Source organism: Streptomyces avidinii (assembly GCF_014650695.1).
GTDB lineage: Bacteria > Actinomycetota > Actinomycetes > Streptomycetales > Streptomycetaceae > Streptomyces > Streptomyces avidinii.
Genome location: NZ_BMVL01000003.1, coordinates 398,397 through 416,897, shown reverse-complemented (window position 1 = coordinate 416,897; position 18,501 = coordinate 398,397). Strand labels below are relative to the sequence as shown.

The window sequence follows — 18,501 nt, the reverse complement described above, 5'->3', positions numbered from 1 at the left end:
GTCGAACGCACGCCCGCTTTCGGGCACGTCCGGCCGGCACCGGTCCGCCCGGGCGGCACCCGGACGACTCCCGGGCGGCGTCGGTCACGCACGGTCACCCTGCGGAAACCGCCCCGCGACCGGCTGCGCCCCTCTACCGTGCCCTGAGGTGATTCGGGCACGGCACCGGAGGGCGGGGCGGATGGACGAGCAAGAAGACATGCGGCTGGCGGGAATGACGCCGGAGATCTCCCGCCGCACCCTCGCCCTGCTGCGCGGCCTCGCGGGCCTGGAACCGCCCGAGCAGGTCCCCGAGGAAGCCATGATCGTCGCCGACGCCGTACTGGCCGAGCACGGCACCGACGGGCTGCGGGTGCTGGTGATGACGCTGGCGGCCTGGGCCACGGCCCAGATCGAGAACGTCGCCGAGCTGAGCGGGCGCAGCCACGAAGCGGTCCTGGACGCGATGGAGCTGGCCTGCATGGAGGCGAACGCCGAGGACACTCCCTAGCCGGCCGCCCGGGCGGCGCAAGGGCGCGGAGCCCGCTACCCGCATCGGGCGCGGAAGAAACCGCCTCCGATCGGGCCGCGATCCGCCGGGTGTCGGCGACACTGGGAGAGCAGGAGCGTCGTGGGGGGTCGTGATCGGAGGCCGTCGTGAGCACACCTTCCCCCATCCGGATCGCCGCCGTCCTGTCCACCGAGCACCGTGGACGGCTGATGTCCCAGGCCCGCGAGGTGAATTTCCCCGAGGGTGCGCGCATCTTCGACGAGGGCACGAGGGCGGATTCCTTCTGGATCGTGCGTTCCGGCACGGTGACCCTGGAGATCCCCGTGGCCGGCCGACGGCCCGCACCCGTGGAGAGCCTCGGCCCCGGCGAGCTGGTGGGCTGGTCCTGGCTGTTCCCGCCGTACGTGTGGCAGCTGGGTGCGGAGGCGATGACACCGGTGCGGGCGTACGAGTTCGACGCCGCGACCGTCCGGATGCTGATGGACGCCGACCCCACCTTCGGCTCCGCCGTCGGGCACTGGGTCGGCCGCGTCCTCGCGATGCGCCTCCAACAGACCCGCACCCGCCTGCTGGACCTGTACGCACCCCGCCTGACCGCCACGGGCTAGGTGTCGCCCCGGGACAGCACACCTGGGCCCGGGCCGTCTCTTCCGGATCTTGCCGGGCCCTCGGAGCACCGCAAGATCCGGAAGAGACGGCCTAGTCCCGCACGCCCGCCGACTCGACCGCACGGCGCCGCAGGCACACCGCGGCCGGGGCGACCGCGGACAGCACCGCCAGGGCCGCGCAGGCGGCGGACGTCGCCCCGAGGGCGCCCCACGGGACCACCAGGGCGCTCCTGACGTTCAGGAGCCCCAGTGCCGCCCGGACACCGGCCAGGTTCAGGGCGGCGACGAGGGTTCCGGAGACCGCACCGACGAGCACGACGAGCAGGGACTCTCCCGCCACCAACCGCAGGACCTGCCACCGGGTGGCGCCCGCGAGGCGCAGCATCGCGAGTTCGCGGGCCCGGTCGGAGGTGGCCATGACGAGGGTGTTGGCGAGCGCGATACCGGTGTAGAGCAGGGCGATGCCGAGCACCAGCACGAAGCCCGTCCGCGTGGTGCGCCTGGTCCCGGGGTGGTTCTCGGCCAGCCATCGGCCCATGGTGAGGACCCGGCCCCCCGATCCCCGGGTGGCTTCGGCCAGCGCGGCACGGACCGCCGCGCCGTCCGCGCCCGGGAGCAGGCGTACGTCGATCCGGTCCACGGTGGCTCCGGGGGCGTTGGCCGGGGGTGACGTACGCCCCGTTGTTGCCCGTGCCGACGCTCATCACGGCGGCGATCCGCAGGGTCCTGCGGGTGCCGTCGCCCAGCCACACCTCGACGGCCGATCCGACGGTGTGCCGCTCCCATTCCTCGGTGACGATGACGGAGTCGTCGTCGAGATCGGTGACCCGGCCCGCCGTGAGGGGCAGTTCGGTGGTCCGGGCCAGCCCGCGGGGGTCGGCGGCGCGGGCTTCGGAGCGGATCAGGGCCGCTCCTTCCTCGCGGCGGTGGACGGAGGTCGCCGCGGTGGCGGAGACCTCCGTCCCGGGTACGGCCCGTACCCGTTCGACGGCGACCCCGTCGAACCCGCCCGCACCACCGGTGATCACGTAGTCGGCGGTGGTCCGCTGCCCGGTCTCGTGGGTGACCATGACCACCGTCTGGCCTTCGGTGTCGACCATGGACCGGAGCAGGGTGAGCACCTCGCGGCCGGTCCGCGAGTCCAGCGCCCCGGTGGGTTCGTCGCCGAAGAGCACCTCGGGCCGGGTGATCAGGGCGCGGGCCAGGGCCACGCGCTGCTGCTGGCCGCCGGACAGCTGCGCGGGCCGGTGCCGGGCGCGGTCGCCGAGGCCCATCCGGGCCAGGACCTCGCGGACCTCGGCCCCGGCGGGGCGGCGGCCGGCCAGCCGCAGCGGCAGGGCGACGTTCTGCTCGGCGGTCAGGGCGGGCAGCAGGTTGAAGGCCTGGAACACGAAACCGATGCGATCCCGGCGCAGCAGGGTCAGGTGCGTCTCGCCGAGCCCGGCGAGTTCGGTGCCGCCCACGCGCACGCTGCCGGACGTCGGCCGGTCGAGCCCGGCCGCGCACTGCAGCAAGGTGGACTTGCCGGAGCCCGAGGGGCCCATGACCGCGGTGAAGGTGCCCCGCGGGAAGGCGAGGGAGACCTGGTCGAGGGCGGTGACCGCCCGGTCGCCCGAGCCGAAGACCCGGGTGACGTCCCTGAGTTGGATCGCGTCGTGTTCCATGCCCCCAGCCAACCGGTGCGGGCGGCGCGGCACAGCGGGCCCAGACCGTGTCCCAGGGGTAGGGCCAGCCCTACCCCCGGAGGGGTTCCGGAGCCCGGTCCGGGGCCCGTTCCGGCAGATCACGGCCGGGCGCGGCAGGTTTCGGGGAGGTCTCCCGGGTGGTGTTCGGCCGATTCGGCGGCCCGCTCCCCCACAGGTCAGCCCTCCGGTACGGCTGCGGTCTGCACTCATTCGTACACGATCGGTGACGGAAAATGGGGGTGCGAACGGGCGTTCACCGCTCAGGTCGGCAAGACTCTGTCCGCTATCCGAAACACCGACTCTCAAAGGGAGTGTTCGAAATGCGGTCCATCGCAAAGGGTCTCGGGCTCGGTTCCGCCGCCATGGCGCTCACCGCGCTCACCGCACTGGCCTGGCCGGGTACGGCCGGCGCCGCGCCGGCCGGTACGGCGAGCCTGTACGCGCCGTCCGCGCTGGTGCTCAGTGTGACGGCCGGACCCGATGCCGACACGGGCACGGTGCTGCGTGCGGTCACGCTCGTCTGCGCGCCGACGCCCGGCGGGACGCACCCGAGCCCCGCCGCCGCGTGCGGCGAGTTACGCGCGAACGGCGCGCAGCTCGACCCGCTCGCCGCACCGGCCGCCGACGCCGTGTGTACCAGGGAATGGAACCCGATGACGGTGACGGCCGTCGGCGTGTGGCAGGGCCGTCGGCTCCACTACACGTACACCTTCGCCAACCCGTGCGGCCTGCGGAACACCACCGGCACGCTGTTCGCCTTCTGACCCCGCCTGATGCGGCGGGCCGGGCGGCGCCGTGCGACCGCCGTCCGGCCCGCCGGCCGTCAGCCCAGTTCGAGGCTGGTCACGCCGAACAGTTCGGTCAGGGCGAGGTCCGGGGTCGGACCGGTGTACATCCGGGCGGTCTCGAAGGCCGGCGCCAGGCCGAGGCCCTCGAACAGTGCGGCGGCCGCCGGGTTGGCGTCCGGTGCGTCCACGGACACCGTCCCGTCGGCTGCGTGCCGGGCGAGCCGGCGCAGCAGGGCCGCCGCCACCGCCGGGGTGGCCGCGTACAGGGGACCGATCCGGTGGGCGGCGCTGGACGGGCGGATCACGCCGAGGCCCTCGATGCGGCCGTCCCGGACGGCGGCCAGCGCCGTCCGGCCGGGCAGCCCGGTCCAGGCGGACAGGAAGGCGTCCCGCGCGGCGGGGAAGAAGCGCCGGTCGTAGGCGGCGAGCAGGCCGAAGGGGAGCGTGCCGGCGTCGACGATCTCCAACCCCGCGTCCCCTTCCTCCGCTCCCCCGCCCTGCGGCGCACCCTCGTAGCGGAAGTTGTTCCAGGCGGAGCGGAAGCCGGACTTACGGTAGTTGTCCTGCTGGTCGACGACCCCGTCCAGGCCGACCAGCCGTCCGTCGAGCCGCTCCATCCCGGCGTGCCACAGGCGGATTCCGTAGCCCCGGCCACGGACGGCCGGCCGGGCGATGTAGAAGCCGATGAAGCCGAAGCCGGCGCCGTACCGCACGGCGGAGATGCAGGCCACCGGTTCGCCGTCGAGGCGTCCGACCAGGAACCCCGCCGGATCGGCGACCGCGAAGGCGTACCGGTCCGAGTCCCCGGGGTTCCAGCCCTCCTCGTCCGCCCAGTCACGCATCAGCAACATGTCGGCGGCGCTCGCCCCGGTGATCTCGAATCCCGTCATGCCGGTGTTGTACCAGACGGGGACGGTGTGCACAGCAGGGCCTGATCGGCCGTCAGAAAGCCGACGAACGCGGCGCGATCCGCCTCCCGGTGGAGGTCGCTGACCTGCCCGTCCCCCACTTCGACGACGCGCCAGACCCCGTCCGCGCGCAGGGCGAGGTCGGTGGTCACGAAGGGGCAGTCCAACGCCTCGACGGCCGCCCGGACCGGTTCGAGGTCCGGTGCAGGGACCTCGGCGACCGGGCTGTCGGGGTGGGCGGTGAGCATCCGGGGCGTCCCGTCCCGCCACCACACCCGCACCTCGGCGGCCGCCTCCTGCGCCGCGACGAAGTCCTCGAAGGCCCGCAGCACCACCCCGCCCGTCAGGAACTCGCCCTGCAGTTCCACGAAGCGGGCGACGACGCGGTGCAGCGCGGCCGGGTCGGCGAGGTCGGGCACGTAGCAGGCCTCGTCCCACTCGTGCTTGCGGGACTTCACGTAGTCCTTGACGACGGCGGCTCCCGGCGGCAGGCCCGCCGCGAGGGCCGCCAGACCCTCCCGGTCCGGCGCCACCCCCTGCCCCGTCGGCAGCCAGCCGCTGACCGGGGTGAGGCCCGCGAAGGTCTCGTACCAGCCGGGGAGTTCGTGGGCCCGGCGGTAGGCCTCCGGGGTGACGGCGAGCTCGCCGCCGCGGCCGCGCAGGGCCGCGTCCAGTTCGGCGTACCGGTCCGCGGGAATCATCCACCCCCGGTACCAGAGGGCTCCGGCGCCCTCGGGCACGCGCGCCACCGCCCGCCCGGCGTCCCCGGCGAGCAGCGCGTCGTGGTCGATGAGCAGGGCCGTGCCCCCGGCGGCACGCAACTGCCGGGCCTCCGCCGCGAAATGGGCGTCGGCCCGGCGCTCGTGCAACGGGTCGGAGCAGTAGAGGACGGTGGTGGTCGCGGTTGTCGTAGCCATGCGCCCACCCTATGAACGGCCCCGTGGATCACCGTACGGATTTCAGCCCGCGCAGATCACGTCGTCGAGCCGGATGGGGTTGGAGTCGAGGCGGACGTACGCGGTGAAGGTGTCCGTGTCGCCGGAACCCCAATGCGTGGTCACGGTGGCCCAGCCCACCGAGGCGGTCTTCGCGACGGTGACGGGGCCGATGCTGATGTCCCGCGGTTCGTCGTGGGCGCAGAGCAGGACGTCGACCTCCTCATTGACCTGCTGTCTCTCCTTGAGGATCTGCGATACGCGGGTCTCCCGGTCCTGCGCGGACGGACCGTGCTCACCGTAGAAGCCGATCAGGAAATCGCCGATCTGGGCGGCGGTGTGTCCCCTCCCGGTGGGCGCGGCGGGCGCGCCCGGCGTGAGGGCGAGGGCGGGGACGGACAGCATGACCGGCAGCGCAAGCAGGGTCAGCAGCAGGGCACCGAGACGGTACGGCTTGAGCATCATGTCCGGTCTTGTACCCCCCGGGCCGGTGGATCGGGAGGGCGTGGCCCGGATCTCACTCCTGCGGGGGGAGGGATTCACCGCAGAAACGACTCTCCGGCCGGTGCGCGGAAATGGGCTCGCGGGCGGCCCGCACCCGTACGTAGGGTCGCTGCATGGGGAAGCCACTTGTCGCAGTGTTCAGCGGAGCCGGAATGTCCACCGACTCCGGGATTCCGGACTACCGGGGGCCGCAGGGCCTGTGGCGGCGGGATCCCGACGCCGAGAAGCTGGTGACGTACTCGTACTACATGGCCGATCCGGAGATCCGGCGCCGCTCCTGGCTGATGCGTGCCGAGATCGGCGCGCTAGGAGCACGGCCGAACGCCGCGCACCTGGCCGTGGCGGAACTGGAGCGCAGCGGCACCCCGGTGCGGGTGATCACCCAGAACGTGGACGGCCTCCACCAGCTCGCGGGAATGCCCGACCGCAAGGTGTTCGAGCTGCACGGCAGTGCCCGCTCGGTGGTGTGCACGGCCTGCCATGCCCGGTCGGACATGGACGAGGCACTGGCCCGGGTGGCCGCCGGGGAGCCGGATCCCGCCTGCCTGGCGTGCGGCGGGATCCTCAAGTCGGCAACGGTGATGTTCGGCCAGCGGCTCGACCCCGAGGTGATGGGACAGGCGATCGCGGTGGCCAAGGGGTGTCGGGTCTTCATCGCCGTCGGGTCGACCCTGCAGGTGCAGCCCGCCGCGTCGCTCGCCGGAATGGCCGCCGAGTCCGGGGCCCGCCTGATCATCGTGAACGCGGAGGAGACCCCGTACGACGCCCTGGCGGACAAGATCGTCCGCGAGCCGATCGGTACCGCCCTGCCGGCCCTGCTGGCCGGGATCGCCGCGCCCTGACCCACCTCGGTCCCGCGCCCGGGGCGCCCCTAGCCCGCATCGGCCGCCCTGCGCATCTCCGCCACGTCCAGCTTCTTCATCTGCATCATGGCGGCGGTGGCCCGGGAGGCCCGCCCCGGGTCCGGGTCGGCGATCAGGTCGATGGCGCCGGCCGGGATGACCTGCCAGGAGACGCCGAACTTGTCCTTGACCCAGCCGCAGACGCCCTCCTCGCCACCGTCCCTGGTCAGCGCGGACCAGTAGTAGTCCGCCTCGGCCTCGTCGGCGCAGTGGATCTGGAAGGAGATCGCCTCGCTGAAGGTGAACTGCGGACCGCCGTTGAGGCCGATGAACTTCTGGCCGTTGATCTCGAACTCCACGACCATCACCGAGTCGGCCTGACCGGGGCCGGCCTCGGTGTAGCGGCCGATCCGGCCGAGCCTGCCGTCCTTGAAGACGGACAGGTAGTAGTCGGCGGCCGCTTCCGCGTTGCCGTCGAACCACAGACACGTGGTGAATCCATTGCCGTTGCCGCTCATATCTGCCTCCGGGCCGGGGTGAGGGACGGTGGGCACCGTCCCTCACATACAGACCGGCCCCGGACCCGAAATTCATCGGTGGGTCCGGGGCCGGTCCGTCATTCAGCCCGAAATTCGCCCGTACGGCCTACTTCGCGGGAGCCGCACCCATCGCGAGCATCCGCTCGACGACGCGCTCGGCGGCGTTGCCCTCGTCCAGGTCGCAGAACTCGGCGCGGAACGCCGCCCGCGCCTCGGCGTACTCCGCCCCGACCGCGTCCGCGTTGCGCACGGCTTCGATCAGGCTCGCCGAGTCCGCCAGCAGCGGCCCCGGGGCCTTCTCGGCCAGGTCGAAGTTGAAGCCGCGCAGCGTGCCGCGGTAGTGGTCCAGGTCGTAGGTGAAGAGCAGGATCGGCCGGTCGGTGTGCGCGAAGTCGAAGATCGCGGAGGAGTAGTCCGAGATCAGCACGTCGGCGACCAGCAGCAGGTCGGCCGCGTCGGGCCAGCGGGACACGTCGACGACGAATCCGTCGCGGACGCCGTCGCGGACCTGCTCCGTCACGTGGTGGTGGCCGCGGATCAGCAGGACGTGGTCCTCGCCCAGCTCACGGCGGGCCCGGTCCAGGTCGATCCGCAGGTCGAGCTTGTAGCCGCCCGACCAGCCCTCGTTGTTCTCGCGCCACGTGGGCATGTAGAGGACGACCTTCTTGCCCTCGGGCAGGCCGAGCCGGCGCCGGACCTCTGCGATCCGCTGCGCGTCGGGTCGCACCAGCGCGTCCGTGCGCGGGCTGCCCGCCTCGATGACCTCGCCGTCGTAGCCGAGGGCGCGCTTGAGGAGGGGCGTGGCGTAGGAGCTCGGGGAGGCGAGCAGGGACCACTGGGCGCTGTCGTGCTCCAGTCCCTCCAGGATGTCCGGGCTCGTGTAGTAGTCGTGCACGAAGTCGTGGCCGATCTGCTTGATCGGCGTGCCGTGCCACGTCTGTACGACGACCTGGCCGGAGCGGCGCTGGAAACGCCGCGGCACGTTGTCGTTGGTCACGTAGTAGCGGGCGCGGGCCAGCACCTCCCACGACTCCACGCTGTTGTACTGGACGGCGCGGGCGGTCTTCGGGACCTCGGTGTGGCCGTCGCGTACCAGCCAGATGTGCTCCAGCTTCTCCCCGCGGCGCACCAGCTCCTCGTGGATGGCGCGCGGCGAGTCGCCGGAGCTCTGCCCCTGGAAGGTGTCGTAGACGACGATGTCCTTGACCGGCAGGGCGCGCTGCGCCGGGTAGGTCTCGAACCGGGCGACGCGCTGGGCGTAGTTGGAGCGGTCGTGCGGGCTGATCAGCGGGTCGGCGACCAGCACCATGCGGTCGTGGAAGCGGGTCTCCACCCGCATCCGGCGGCCCTGGACGGTGAAGGGGTGCGGCCCGGTGAAGAGGAGCCCGGGGCTCATCTGCACGGGGGCCCCGCGGTCGACGCCGAGCAGTCCGGCGGTGGTTCCGCCCTGGGCAACGGGACGCATCGTGGGCCACCAGCGGCCCTCGGGGAGCGTGGTGCGGCCGGCGTACGCCTCGGGGAGCACGGGCCGGAAGGTGGCCTCGAAGCTGTCCCCGGCGCGGGTCACCGGGTAGGTGTACTCCACGCCGTGCGCGTTGTGCACGACGAACTCGTACGGCTCGTCGGTCGGGGCGACGAAGCGGCCGCGCAGGGTGAGGGTGCCGTCCTCGGCCGAGACCTCGTCGACCAGCGGCGGGGAAGGCTGCACGGAGAGGGTGAGGTGCCCGGTGTTGCCGCGCTTGGCGAAGAGGGAGCGGCCCGCGTCCTCGCCGGGCAGGCGCAGGACCAGACCGTCGAACCCGCCGCGCTCGTCGTGGACGAGGCGGTGCTCGGTGCCGTCGGGGCCGATGACGGAGAGGCTCCAGGGCTCGGGGGTCCACTCGCCGGGCTCGCAGGGGGCGTCCGCTACGGCGGCCAGCTCGGCCAGCGGGACCCGGGCGGTGAAGGCGGTGCGGCCGGCGCCGGACGCGGCGCTGTCCAGCGGGAAGGTGAGAACGGTGCCGGTGGTGACGTGAACGGCCCGCAGGGTGGTGGCTCCGACGGCCTCGGCGGAGAGTTCGCCGGTGATCTCGACGGCGTCGTCACCGACGGGGCGGACGTCCAGGGCGCGGGCGCGGGCGATCTCCACCTGGATGGTGAGCGCGCCGGAGACGGCCGGGACGATCCGGACGTCGGGGGCCACCCAGTACGGCGGCGGGCTCTGACCGGTGTCGTGCTCCCCGCCCCGCAGGCGGGCGCGGTGCAGGCCCCCGGCCCCGGTGACGGCGATGGACGTGGTCCATATCCCCTGGTTCCACTTACCGCCCGACTGGAAGATCGAGGGGTCGACGACTGCGGTGAAACCGGCCCAGTCGGCGTGCCGCAGAGCGAGGTGCGGGGCCTTCACCGTGGCCATCGGGGAGGCGACGGTGCGGGCGCTGACGACGGAGCGGCGGCGCTTGCCGCCCTCGCGGAAGACCAGCATCTTGCGGGAGCCGAGGCGGCTCTCCGCCCCGAGGTGGCCGGGGAGGGCGTAGCCGCGCAGCAGCAGCTTGCCGTCGACCCAGCTCGCCTGCTCCAGACGGCTGACGACTCGGCGCTCGCGCGGACCGAGGGTGAGGATCTTGGCCGGCACCGGCGGACGGCCGTGCAGGAAGGGGTAGTCGGCCTGCGGGCGGGCGAGGCCCTTGACCGGCACGCTGTAGCTGTAGTCGCGCTGGTGGTCCTGGAGCGCGATGAAGTCCTCGACACGGCCTTCGCCGGCCAGGTACGCCTTGAGCCGGTCGGCGACGGTCAGGTCGGACCAGGGGCCGGTGCCGATCTCGCGGACGAGCCCGCCGACCTCCTTGACGAACGCGGCGCGGAAGTCGGGGCCGCCCTCGCCGACGTACTTGTAGATGAGGGGGAGTTCCTCGCTCAGCACGTTGTAGTCGTAGTCCCGCAGGTAGCGGACGTACTTGGCGCCCTGCTTGGCCTTGAGGGACTCACGGACCAGGCGCACGGACTTCACGCGGTCGATGAGGGAGATCGGGTCGGTGGAGCGCTGGGTGATGGAGCGCTCGCCGGTCTCGCGGACGCGCCAGTGGTAGACGCAGTCGCTGATGATGTCGACGCTGGAGGCGAAGTAGTGCGCGGGGATGCTGACCGGGGCGTCCTCGTAGAGGATGCCCTCCGGGTACTGGAAGCCGTGCTTGTCCCAGAAGCTGCGCCGGTAGACCTTGTTCCACGCGGTGCGGTCGGTGACCAGCGCCGGGAACTTGGAGATGTGGGTCTTCAGCTGGGTCCGGGCGAAGGCGGCCCGGTGGCCCCAGGACTGCTGCATGCCGACGGAACGGAACCGCTTGACGTTGCCGCCCGCGAAGTCCGAGCCCGTCTCGTCGAGCGCCTCGATGAGACGCTGGTAGGCGTAGTCGGGCATCGTGTCGTCACTGTCGACGAACGCCAGGTACTCGGCGTCCTTGTCGGCGTGGCGTGCGCCCACGTTACGGGCGGCACCGAGGCCTGCGTTGTCCTGCATCACGACGCGGAAGCGCTTGTCCCTGGCGGCGAACGCCTTGGCAATGACGGCGCTGGTGTCCGTGGACCCGTCGTCCACGAGGATGACCTCGAAGTCGGCAAAGGTCTGGGATGCGATCGATTCCAGGCACTCGTCGAGATAGAGCTCGACGTTGTAGACGGGGACGACGATGCTCAGGCGCGGGGGCATGGGTGGCGGTTTCTCCAGCGTTTTATGCTTTATCGATGATCAGCTGCTCACAGCATCTTACTCTGTAACAGAGTCATAAACTCCACCCATATGGGGCATACGCAGCCGATCGCCGAGGCGGACGGCAAAGAATTCAGCCGTCCGCCACTCAGACGACGCGGTTCGACCCGGCCCGACCGTGCCCGGAGGGCCGGTCAGACCTCCAGTTCTGCCTCGATCTTCTTCAGCTGATGGCGGGCCATCGCGAGGTTGGCCCGCCCCTTGTCGAGGGCCAGGTAGAGGAAGAAGCCCGTGGAACCGCGGCCCTTCATCAGCCGGATCAGGTGGTACTGGCCGCCGAGGGTGATGAGGATGTCCTCGATCTCGTCCTTGATGCCGAGCATCTCCATCGTGCGGACCTTGGCGCGCACCACGTCCGTGTTGCCCGCCGCCGCGACCGCGAGGTCGAGGTCCTTGCCGCCGCCGATCGTACCGAGGGCCATGCCGCTGCCGTAGTCCACGAGGGCGGCACCGATCGCGCCTTCGATGGTGGTGGTGGCTTCCTTGAGTGCGGTCTCCACATTGACCATGAGAGGTTCCTCTTTCTCGTTTCACTTGACTGGGATGTGATTGAGGTGTGACTGGAATGTGACTGGCGGTAGCAGGGGTGGCACGCGCGGGACCCTCGGGTCCTGCTGCGCACCGGCGCGCACATCACCCCGGCGGGGCTCCGGGACCCCGTCGCCCGAGGTCGCGGTCGATCAGTTCGGCTATCCGGAGACTGGAACGCCGGGCCTCCAGGTGGAGGCGCCCGACGTTGACGCGCGGCTCGGCAGTCAGGGTGAGGACGGCCGCCAGGCCCGCCGCGTAGGTCGCGACGTATCCGTCCTCGCCCCGCACGAGCAGTTCGCGGAAGGCACCCTGGCCGGTGCAGTCGCTGAGCCGCTGGGCCACCCCGAGGGCGGCGGCGGTGAGCGCGGCGACGGACTCGGCCTCCGCGGCGGCACTGTCCTGGGCGAGGACGAAGCCGTCGGCGCTCGCGGCGAGGGCGCCGGTGAGCTGGGGTACCCGGGCCCGCAGCCTGCGGAGCTCGGCGAGTATCTCGGCCTCCGTCTCGGGGGGCACCGTACTCATGTCGGCCTTTCTCCTTTCGGGCTGCCTACGCTCGGAGCGGTCGGCGCGGAGGGCCGGTCGCAGCGGGAGCCTCACAGACTTGCCTCCAGTGCGTCGCGTAACCGGCGGAGCAGCGCCACGTCCGGGGATTGGGCCTCGGTCATCCAGTCGGGCAGGGGCGCCACGGCCGGCGGCGGGGCCGGGGTGTGGGGGGTCTCGACCAGTCCGGCCGCCGCGAGGCGCCGTACGTCGAGCAGGGTGTGGAAGGCGGGCCGGCCCAGGACCCACGCCAGGTCGGCCGGGGTGCGCAGGCCGTCGGCCTGGCCGAGCAGGGTCCGCTGCCGGACGGTGATCGTCTGACCGGGCGCGGCCGCCCGGGGTACCACCGGCGAGGTGTCGAGCAGGGGGTACGGCCAGACCGCGTCGAGCAGGTCCCGGCGGCGGCGGGTCTCCCGCTCGACGGCGGCGGCTGGAACGGAGCGGACGGAGCCGATCCAGTGGGTGGCCCCCCGGCGGAACCGGGAGGGGCCGCTGCCCGGGGAGAGCGCGAAGAAGGCGGCGTCGAATATGGCGGCGAGGTGGCATATCTCCAGCTCCCCGCCGGCGAGCCCGCCGCTGTCCACGAGGAAGCGGGCGACCTGGCGGCGGGCACCGGCCCGGTCCACCGCCTCCCGCCACCGCTCGGGGGCGAGGCCGCCGCCGGTGGTGAGCAGTACGTCGAGGCCGGGGGTGGCCGGGCTCTCCGCGTGCACGATGCGGCCGTCCTCCAGGAAGAGGGTGCCGCGATCGCGGAGCAGGGCCCCGGTGGCTCGCTCCGCGGCGAGTCGGGTGAGTAGGGGGGAGACAGCGGCGAAGGCGTTCGCGTTCGCGTTCACGGCCGCGACCTGGGTGGTCATCTGAGCACCAGTCCCTCGGCCAGGGCGCGGAGCCTGTGGCGCGCGAGGGCGAGGTTGCCGTCCGCGCGGTCGAGCCACAGGTGCAGGAATACGCTGCTGTCGAAGCTCGTCTCGACGAAGCGCAGTACGTGGTATCCAGTGCGGGTGGTGACGATCAGATCCTCGACGGGCGGGCCGGCCGGTAAGCCGGCGGACGAACCGGCGGAGGGTACGGCTCCGCCTCCGTGTGCCGGGTCGGTCTCCGCGGGGGCGAAGGACTCGTACTCGGCGGCCGCCCGGGCCAGTTCGGCGGTCTCGGCGGCGGTGGTCTCGTGGTCACCCACGGGTGATTCCCCGGCGGTGCCGAGGGCCAGTCCGCTGCTCCAGTCGACCAGCGCGGCCCCCCGCGCACCAGGCAGGGCCATGGCTTCGAGCAGGCATTCGTCGATCCCGGGCACGCGGGCTCCCCTCCCGGCCGGACGTGCTGTGTGCACGGTCGTGCGGCGCGACAGGAGGGAACTTACTCAAGTTCCACAGTACGAAAGGGCGTTCTGGCATTTTCCGCTGGAACATGCCAGGAAGCGTGTGAGAGCTTGGCCGGAACGCGTCGGAATCTGATCACGAAGCGAGCGGAAGATCGTCCGCGAGGCGGAACGACCCTCCCTCGCGCAGCACATAGCCCTCGTGGCTGAGGGTCCGCAGCAGGTGGTAGACCGTGGGCAGCGGGATCCCGGTGAGCCGGGCCAGCCGTTTGGCCGTCGCACCGCCCTCCGCGGACATCGCTTCCAGGAGGCGCAGCGCGCGCTGCACGGAACCGATCAGGGTGGGTGTGCTGTCCTTCTGACTGTGGTCGGCGCCCATGGCTGGTCCCCCTGCTCCGGTACGAGGCCTGGCGAACCCATCAAAGTCGCTCACCGGGCGCAAAACCAGCGGGACTCGCGTAAACCTGAGCATAAGATCACCGCATCCTGGAGCCCGGGCGGGCCGTGAACGGGCCTCGCGCGCCCCCTAGCTCGTGCAGGTCACGTACGCCGGGAGCGGGGCGTCCGCGATCAGATGCCGCGGCAGGGACAGCCCGAAGCGGCGTTCCAGGACCGCGAGGGTGCACCGGTCCCGGTCCCCGTCCGCTTCGTCGGCCGGCCGGGCGCACGCGCCCTCCGGGGTGAGGATTCCGGCCGCGATCAGCTCCGGGAGCAGGAAGTCCGGCCGGTGGCCGCCGCGCCAGACTTCCTCGCCCAGGCCGAAGCAGCACACCAGTTCGCCGTCCCGGGCGTACGCGAACTGCTTGGGCGGATGGTCGGGCTGGGGATCGAGGTGGACGGCCTCGACACCGCCCCGGGAGACCTCGGCCAGGCGTTCCGCCCCGGCCGGCAGGCCGTGTTCGACGGCGAAGGACCAGCCGCCCCACCTGCCGACCCGGGCCACGCCGTCACCGTCCACGGTCTCGCCGACCATGCTCCAGGCGGCCGGTGCGGCCAGCGGCCCCGGCCGCACCCCCGGCAGCGCACCGAGCCGCGCGGCGAGTTCGTCGGGGTCTATGCCCCGGGCGAAGGTCAGACCGGCGAACCACTGGTCCCAGTCGGCCAGCCACCGGATCCCGGCAGCCGCACCTTCCACGACAGGCGCAATACCCCTTATGCCCGCAATGTCCGCCATATCCGCACTCTCCACGGTTTCCCCACCCCGCCGGTGCTTGTTCACCGGCACGATAGTCAGTCCGCGGGCTTCTCCGGGAGGAGGCGCTCGACCATCGTCCGAATGAGCCCCTGCACCGAGTGCGCCTCCAGCATCGCGGGGGCGGTCAGGTCGTCCACGATCAGTCCGAGCATCGCCAGGTACATCAGGACCACGCCCTGCCGGTCCCCGGGCAGGCCCGCGTCCAGGTGCCAGGTGATGTTGGCCTCCAGCTCCAAGCCCTGGAAGGCGGCGAGCTCCGCCTGGAGTTCGGGGCGCCGGGTGCCCTCCAGCCGCAGCTCCAGCATCGCGATGTGCACACTGCGCTCCCGCCGCATCCGCTCCAGGAGCCCGGCCAGCAGGACTTCGGTGTCCGGCGCGCCGGCGAGGTCCGCCGGATCCGGCACCAGCCGCTCCCGAGTGCGGTGCAGGATCTGGACGAGCAGCTGGGACCGGTTGGCGAAGTAGTTCGAGGCGGTGCCGGTGGGCACGCCCGCCTCCGCGTCCACGGCACGCAGGGTCAGCCCCCGCGAGCCCTCGCGCGCCAGGACTTCGATGGCGGCGTCGAGCAGCGCGGCGCGGCGCTGCGGGTTCTGGCGCATGAGCGGGTCCCTGGGGGTGGAGGGGGCAGTTCCGGTGAGCACTGCAAGTGCAGTGCTTCGCTCACGGTAGCGGACGCGGCCGGTCCGGGCCCTCCCCACCGCCCCCCGACCCGTGTCAGGCTGCGCGTCATGGAGCGGATCATCGAGGAGATACGCGAGGACCTGTCCCGCCGGATCGCCGTGGCGGCGGACCGGCTCGCCGACCGGACGCTGACCGAAGACCCCGCCTACGCCGCCCTGCTGGGCCGGGCCGAACTGCGCGAGCGGATCCACCACCACCTCCGCGCCGCCGTGGAGGGTCTGATGCGCAGCTCGCGCGGCCTGCCGGTGGAGCTCGCCGAGGCCAGGGCCATCGGCGCGCTCCGTGCCGAACAGGGCCTGCCCCTCGCCTCCCTGCTGCACACCTATCGCCGCGGCGGCCGGCTGCTCTGGCAGAGCCTGACCGAGGCGGTGGCCGCCCACGACCGGGCGGCCCTGCCCCGGCTGCTGCCCGGAGCGGCGGCACTGTGGGACGTACTGGACCAGATGACGGACGCCGCGACCGAGTCGTACCACCTCACCCGGGCCGCGCAGGGCGACCGGGACCGGGAGCGCCGGGCCGCCCTGCTGGACGTCCTGCTCGACGGCGCCGACGGGCCCTCGGCCGCTGCCGATGCGGAAGCCGCCGCCGCCCAGCTGGGGTTGCCCGAGCGGGGCCGCTTCGCCGTGGTCGTCCTGGCCTCCGAGGGCTCAGCGGGCCACACCGCCCCCACCGGGAGCGCGTCCGCGCCGCGGGTGCTGTGGCGGGTCCGCGCCGACGGAGAGATCGGCCTGGTGGAACTCGGCCACCATCCGCTGGAGTCCGTACGGGACCTCCTCGCGCCCCTCGGGGTGCGCGCGGGGGTGGGCCCGGTCGTCGGGGCGCCGGCCGAACTGGCCCGGGCGCACCGGCTGGCCGCCCTCGCCCTGTGCACCGCCCCCGAGTCCGAGGGCCCGCGCACGGCACTGCTGGACGAACGGCTGCCGGCCGCACTGGTCGCGGGCCAGGCCGAACTCGCGGGGCGGCTGCGCCATGTGGTGCTGGGTCCGGTGCTCGCGCTGCCCGTGGAGGACCGGCGGACGCTGCTGACCACCCTGGGCACCTGGCTGGCCTGCCAGGGTTCGACCACGTACGCCGCGCAGCGGCTGTACTGCCACCGCAACACGGTCTCCAACCGGCTTCGCCGGCTGGAGCAGCTGACCGGCCGTTCGCTCTCCGACCCGCGGCACGTGGTGGAGTTGGCGCTCGCGCACTCGGCGGTGCTGCAGCGCGTCGCCGCGGAGCCGGCTACCCGTCCCGGCGTACCGGAGCAGCGGGTTTCGCCGACTCCAGGAGGTACGGCACGTCGATCACCGCGACGCCCGGGGTGAACAGCAGCCGCGCCTTGAGCCGCAGGGCGTTCTGGTTGTGCAGGGGTTGCTCCCACCAATGGCCCACCACGTACTCGGGGATCACCACGGACAGCACGTCCGTGGCGCTGTCTGCCGCCAGTTCCTGGACGTGGGCCAGGATCGGGCCCACCACCTCCCGGTAGGGCGAGTGCAGGATCTTCAGCGGAAGGCCGGTGTCGTGCTCGGCCCACGCCTCGCGCAGCCGCGCCGCCTCCCCCTCGTCCGCCGCGACGGTGACGGCCGTCAGGGTGTCGGGGCGCAGCCCCTGCGCGTAACCGATGGCCTTGAGCGTCGGGGCGTGCACGGCGGCGACCAGGACCAGGACGTGGTGGCGGGCGGGTCTGCGCACGGTGGCGTCGGGGGCGACGGCGACCTGCCGGGCGACCTGGTCGTAGTGGCGGCGGACGCCCTTCATGCCGAGGAACAGCAGCGGCATGGCGATGACGACCAGCCAGGCGCCGTGGGTGAACTTGGTGAGCAGGACGATGACCAGGACCAGGGCCGTCAGGGCGGCGCCGACCGCGTTGATGGCTCGCCTGCGGTGGATGTGGATGCGCTCCTCGCGCCGGGTGGCGGGTGAGGCGAGCACCTTCCGCCAGTGCCGGACCATGCCCGCCTGGGAGAGGGTGAAGGAGACGAAGACGCCGATGATGTAGAGCTGGATGAGGCGGGTCAGTTCGGCGTCGAAGGCCACAATGAGGGTGATGGCGGCGAGGGCGAGCAGGACGACGCCGTTGGAGTAGACGAGCCGGTCGCCGCGGTTGCGGAGCTGGCGGGGCGCGTACCGGTCCCTGGCCAGGATCGAGGCGAGCATCGGGAAGCCGTTGAAGGCGGTGTTCGCGGCGAGGATCAGCACGCCCGCGGTGACGGCCTGGAGCAGGTAGAAGAGGAAGTGCCAGCTGCCGAAGGTGGCGCGGCCGATCTGGGCGAGGGCGGTGGAGGTGGGGGTACCCGGGGGCAGGCCCAGCTCGGTGGGGTCGGCCGCCACGTGCACCTGGTAGGACATGGCCAGGGCGGTGATGCCGACGAACATCGTCACGGAGAGCACGCCCATCGCGGCGAGCGTGGTCGCCGCGTTCCTGGCCTTGGGCTTGCGGAAGGCGGGTACGCCGTTGCTGATCGCCTCGACGCCCGTCAGGGCGGTGCACCCGGAGGCGAAGGCGCGCATCGTGAGGAACACCAGGGCCAGTCCGGTGTAGGTGTCGACCGGGGTGATCGGGAGGTCTGCCGACTCGGCGCGGATGGTGTCGCCGGTGCCGAGGCGGACCGCGGCGACGGCGAACATGAGGTAGATGACGAGGACGAAGCCGTAGGTGGGGATGGCGAAGAGGCGACCCGACTCCCGCACGCCGCGCAGGTTCATCAGGACCAGCAGCACCACGAAGGCCACGGACAGGACCACTTCGTGGTCGTTCAGTGCGGGGATGGCCGAGGTGATGGCCGAGACCCCGGAGACGACCGAGACTGCGACGGTCATCACGTAGTCGACGAGCAGGGCGCTGGCGGCGGTGAGCGCGGCGGTCTGCCCGAGGTTCTCGTAGCTCACGACGTAGGCGCCGCCCCCGCCGGGATAGGCGTGGCAGGTCTGCCGGTAGGACGCGACGACGACGATGAGCAGGAAGACGATGGCGGCGGCCGCGTACCAGGTGAGGTGCAGCAGTGCGACGCCGCCGAGGGCGAGGACCAGCAGGATCTCCTCGGTGGCGTAGGCCACGGAGGAGAGCGGATCGCTGCAGAAGATCGGCAGGGCGAGCCGCTTGGGCAGCAGGGTCTCCCCCAGGCGGGCCGTGTCGAGGGGTTCGCCGACCAGCATGCGTTTCGCATTGATACGCCTCATTCGGGCATGATCGTGCATCTGTGTCGC

At 72.4% G+C, this 18,501-nt stretch carries 18 protein-coding genes and 2 pseudogenes; 5 read left to right on the top strand and 15 right to left on the bottom strand.

The window, feature by feature from the left end; all coding sequences use genetic code 11:
• Positions 1-181 precede the first annotated feature (181 nt).
• Both IE257_RS09945 and IE257_RS09940 read left to right on the top strand, forming a co-directional pair.
• A complete protein-coding gene (locus IE257_RS09945; RefSeq protein WP_189966870.1) occupies positions 182-490 on the top strand; it encodes a hypothetical protein in 309 nt (102 codons plus the stop codon).
• A gap of 146 nt (positions 491-636) precedes the next feature.
• Positions 637-1,098 (top strand): Crp/Fnr family transcriptional regulator, encoded by a 462-nt coding sequence (locus IE257_RS09940; protein WP_189966868.1) that lies wholly within the window; start codon positions 637-639, stop codon positions 1,096-1,098.
• Between the two features lie 91 nt (positions 1,099-1,189).
• Here IE257_RS09940 and IE257_RS39115 read toward each other — a convergent pair whose 3' ends face one another.
• Together IE257_RS39115 and IE257_RS09930 are read right to left on the bottom strand one after the other, a co-directional pair.
• The gene (locus IE257_RS39115) at positions 1,190-1,738 is read right to left on the bottom strand and encodes an FtsX-like permease family protein (RefSeq protein WP_189967395.1); all 549 of its coding nucleotides are present in this window, start codon (positions 1,736-1,738) and stop codon (positions 1,190-1,192) included.
• A gap of 414 nt (positions 1,739-2,152) precedes the next feature.
• Positions 2,153-2,762, bottom strand: a pseudogene (locus tag IE257_RS09930) (ABC transporter ATP-binding protein); the annotation flags it as partial.
• A 341-nt stretch (positions 2,763-3,103) separates the two neighbouring features.
• Between IE257_RS09930 and IE257_RS09925 the strand changes: the two are divergent.
• Positions 3,104-3,547 carry a subtilase-type protease inhibitor gene (locus IE257_RS09925; RefSeq protein WP_189966866.1) on the top strand — a complete coding sequence of 148 codons (444 nt, stop codon included), beginning with the start codon at positions 3,104-3,106 and terminating at the stop codon, positions 3,545-3,547.
• Between the two features lie 59 nt (positions 3,548-3,606).
• Here the strand turns inward: IE257_RS09925 and IE257_RS09920 are convergent, their stop codons facing one another.
• The 3 genes from IE257_RS09920 to IE257_RS09910 are packed head-to-tail and all read right to left on the bottom strand — an operon-like array spanning position 3,607 to position 5,879.
• Positions 3,607-4,461 (bottom strand): GNAT family N-acetyltransferase, encoded by an 855-nt coding sequence (locus tag IE257_RS09920; RefSeq protein ID WP_189966864.1) that lies wholly within the window; start codon positions 4,459-4,461, stop codon positions 3,607-3,609.
• Positions 4,458-5,396 carry an ATP-grasp domain-containing protein gene (locus tag IE257_RS09915; protein WP_189966862.1) on the bottom strand — a complete coding sequence of 313 codons (939 nt, stop codon included), beginning with the start codon at positions 5,394-5,396 and terminating at the stop codon, positions 4,458-4,460. Before IE257_RS09915 ends, IE257_RS09920 begins: the two co-directional genes overlap by 4 nt.
• 42 nt (positions 5,397-5,438) lie before the next feature.
• Positions 5,439-5,879, bottom strand: coding sequence for a hypothetical protein (locus IE257_RS09910; RefSeq protein ID WP_229920238.1), 441 nt, complete (start codon positions 5,877-5,879; stop codon positions 5,439-5,441).
• A gap of 152 nt (positions 5,880-6,031) precedes the next feature.
• Here IE257_RS09910 and IE257_RS09905 point away from each other — a divergent pair, with 152 nt between their 5' ends.
• Entirely contained in the window at positions 6,032-6,760 is a 729-nt protein-coding gene (locus IE257_RS09905; protein ID WP_189966860.1) for an SIR2 family NAD-dependent protein deacylase, read from the top strand.
• A 29-nt stretch (positions 6,761-6,789) separates the two neighbouring features.
• On the opposite strand, the gene IE257_RS09900 is transcribed toward IE257_RS09905, so the two are convergent.
• The 9 genes and pseudogenes from IE257_RS09900 to IE257_RS09860 form a co-directional block, all read right to left on the bottom strand.
• Positions 6,790-7,278 (bottom strand): VOC family protein, encoded by a 489-nt coding sequence (locus IE257_RS09900; RefSeq protein ID WP_189966858.1) that lies wholly within the window; start codon positions 7,276-7,278, stop codon positions 6,790-6,792.
• Between the two features lie 127 nt (positions 7,279-7,405).
• Complete coding sequence (locus IE257_RS09895) at positions 7,406-10,984, bottom strand: bifunctional glycosyltransferase/CDP-glycerol:glycerophosphate glycerophosphotransferase (protein WP_189966856.1); 3,579 nt, start codon at positions 10,982-10,984, stop codon at positions 7,406-7,408.
• Between the two features lie 194 nt (positions 10,985-11,178).
• Complete coding sequence (locus IE257_RS09890; RefSeq protein ID WP_189966854.1) at positions 11,179-11,553, bottom strand: hypothetical protein; 375 nt, start codon at positions 11,551-11,553, stop codon at positions 11,179-11,181.
• Positions 11,554-11,677: 124 nt separating this feature from the next.
• The gene (locus IE257_RS09885) at positions 11,678-12,097 is read right to left on the bottom strand and encodes a roadblock/LC7 domain-containing protein (RefSeq protein WP_189966852.1); all 420 of its coding nucleotides are present in this window, start codon (positions 12,095-12,097) and stop codon (positions 11,678-11,680) included.
• A 71-nt stretch (positions 12,098-12,168) separates the two neighbouring features.
• A complete protein-coding gene (locus IE257_RS09880; protein WP_189966850.1) occupies positions 12,169-12,972 on the bottom strand; it encodes a transcriptional regulator in 804 nt (267 codons plus the stop codon).
• Positions 12,969-13,409 (bottom strand): hypothetical protein, encoded by a 441-nt coding sequence (locus IE257_RS09875; protein WP_189966848.1) that lies wholly within the window; start codon positions 13,407-13,409, stop codon positions 12,969-12,971. Before IE257_RS09875 ends, IE257_RS09880 begins: the two co-directional genes overlap by 4 nt.
• A 187-nt stretch (positions 13,410-13,596) precedes the next feature.
• Positions 13,597-13,812, bottom strand: a pseudogene (locus IE257_RS09870) (helix-turn-helix domain-containing protein); the annotation flags it as partial.
• Between the two features lie 147 nt (positions 13,813-13,959).
• Positions 13,960-14,568 (bottom strand): DUF6461 domain-containing protein, encoded by a 609-nt coding sequence (locus IE257_RS09865; protein WP_229920237.1) that lies wholly within the window; start codon positions 14,566-14,568, stop codon positions 13,960-13,962.
• Positions 14,569-14,663: 95 nt separating this feature from the next.
• Positions 14,664-15,227, bottom strand: a complete 564-nt coding sequence (locus tag IE257_RS09860) for a TetR/AcrR family transcriptional regulator (RefSeq protein ID WP_189966843.1) — start codon at positions 15,225-15,227, stop codon at positions 14,664-14,666.
• Between the two features lie 129 nt (positions 15,228-15,356).
• Between IE257_RS09860 and IE257_RS09855 the strand changes: the two genes are divergently transcribed.
• On the top strand, positions 15,357-16,616 hold the full coding sequence (locus tag IE257_RS09855) for a helix-turn-helix domain-containing protein (RefSeq protein ID WP_189966841.1): 1,260 nt from the start codon (positions 15,357-15,359) through the stop codon (positions 16,614-16,616).
• Here the strand turns inward: IE257_RS09855 and IE257_RS09850 are convergent.
• Positions 16,534-18,474, bottom strand: a complete 1,941-nt coding sequence (locus tag IE257_RS09850; protein WP_229920236.1) for an APC family permease — start codon at positions 18,472-18,474, stop codon at positions 16,534-16,536. The two genes, IE257_RS09855 and IE257_RS09850, sit on opposite strands and share 83 nt — an antisense overlap.
• Positions 18,475-18,501 lie beyond the last annotated feature (27 nt).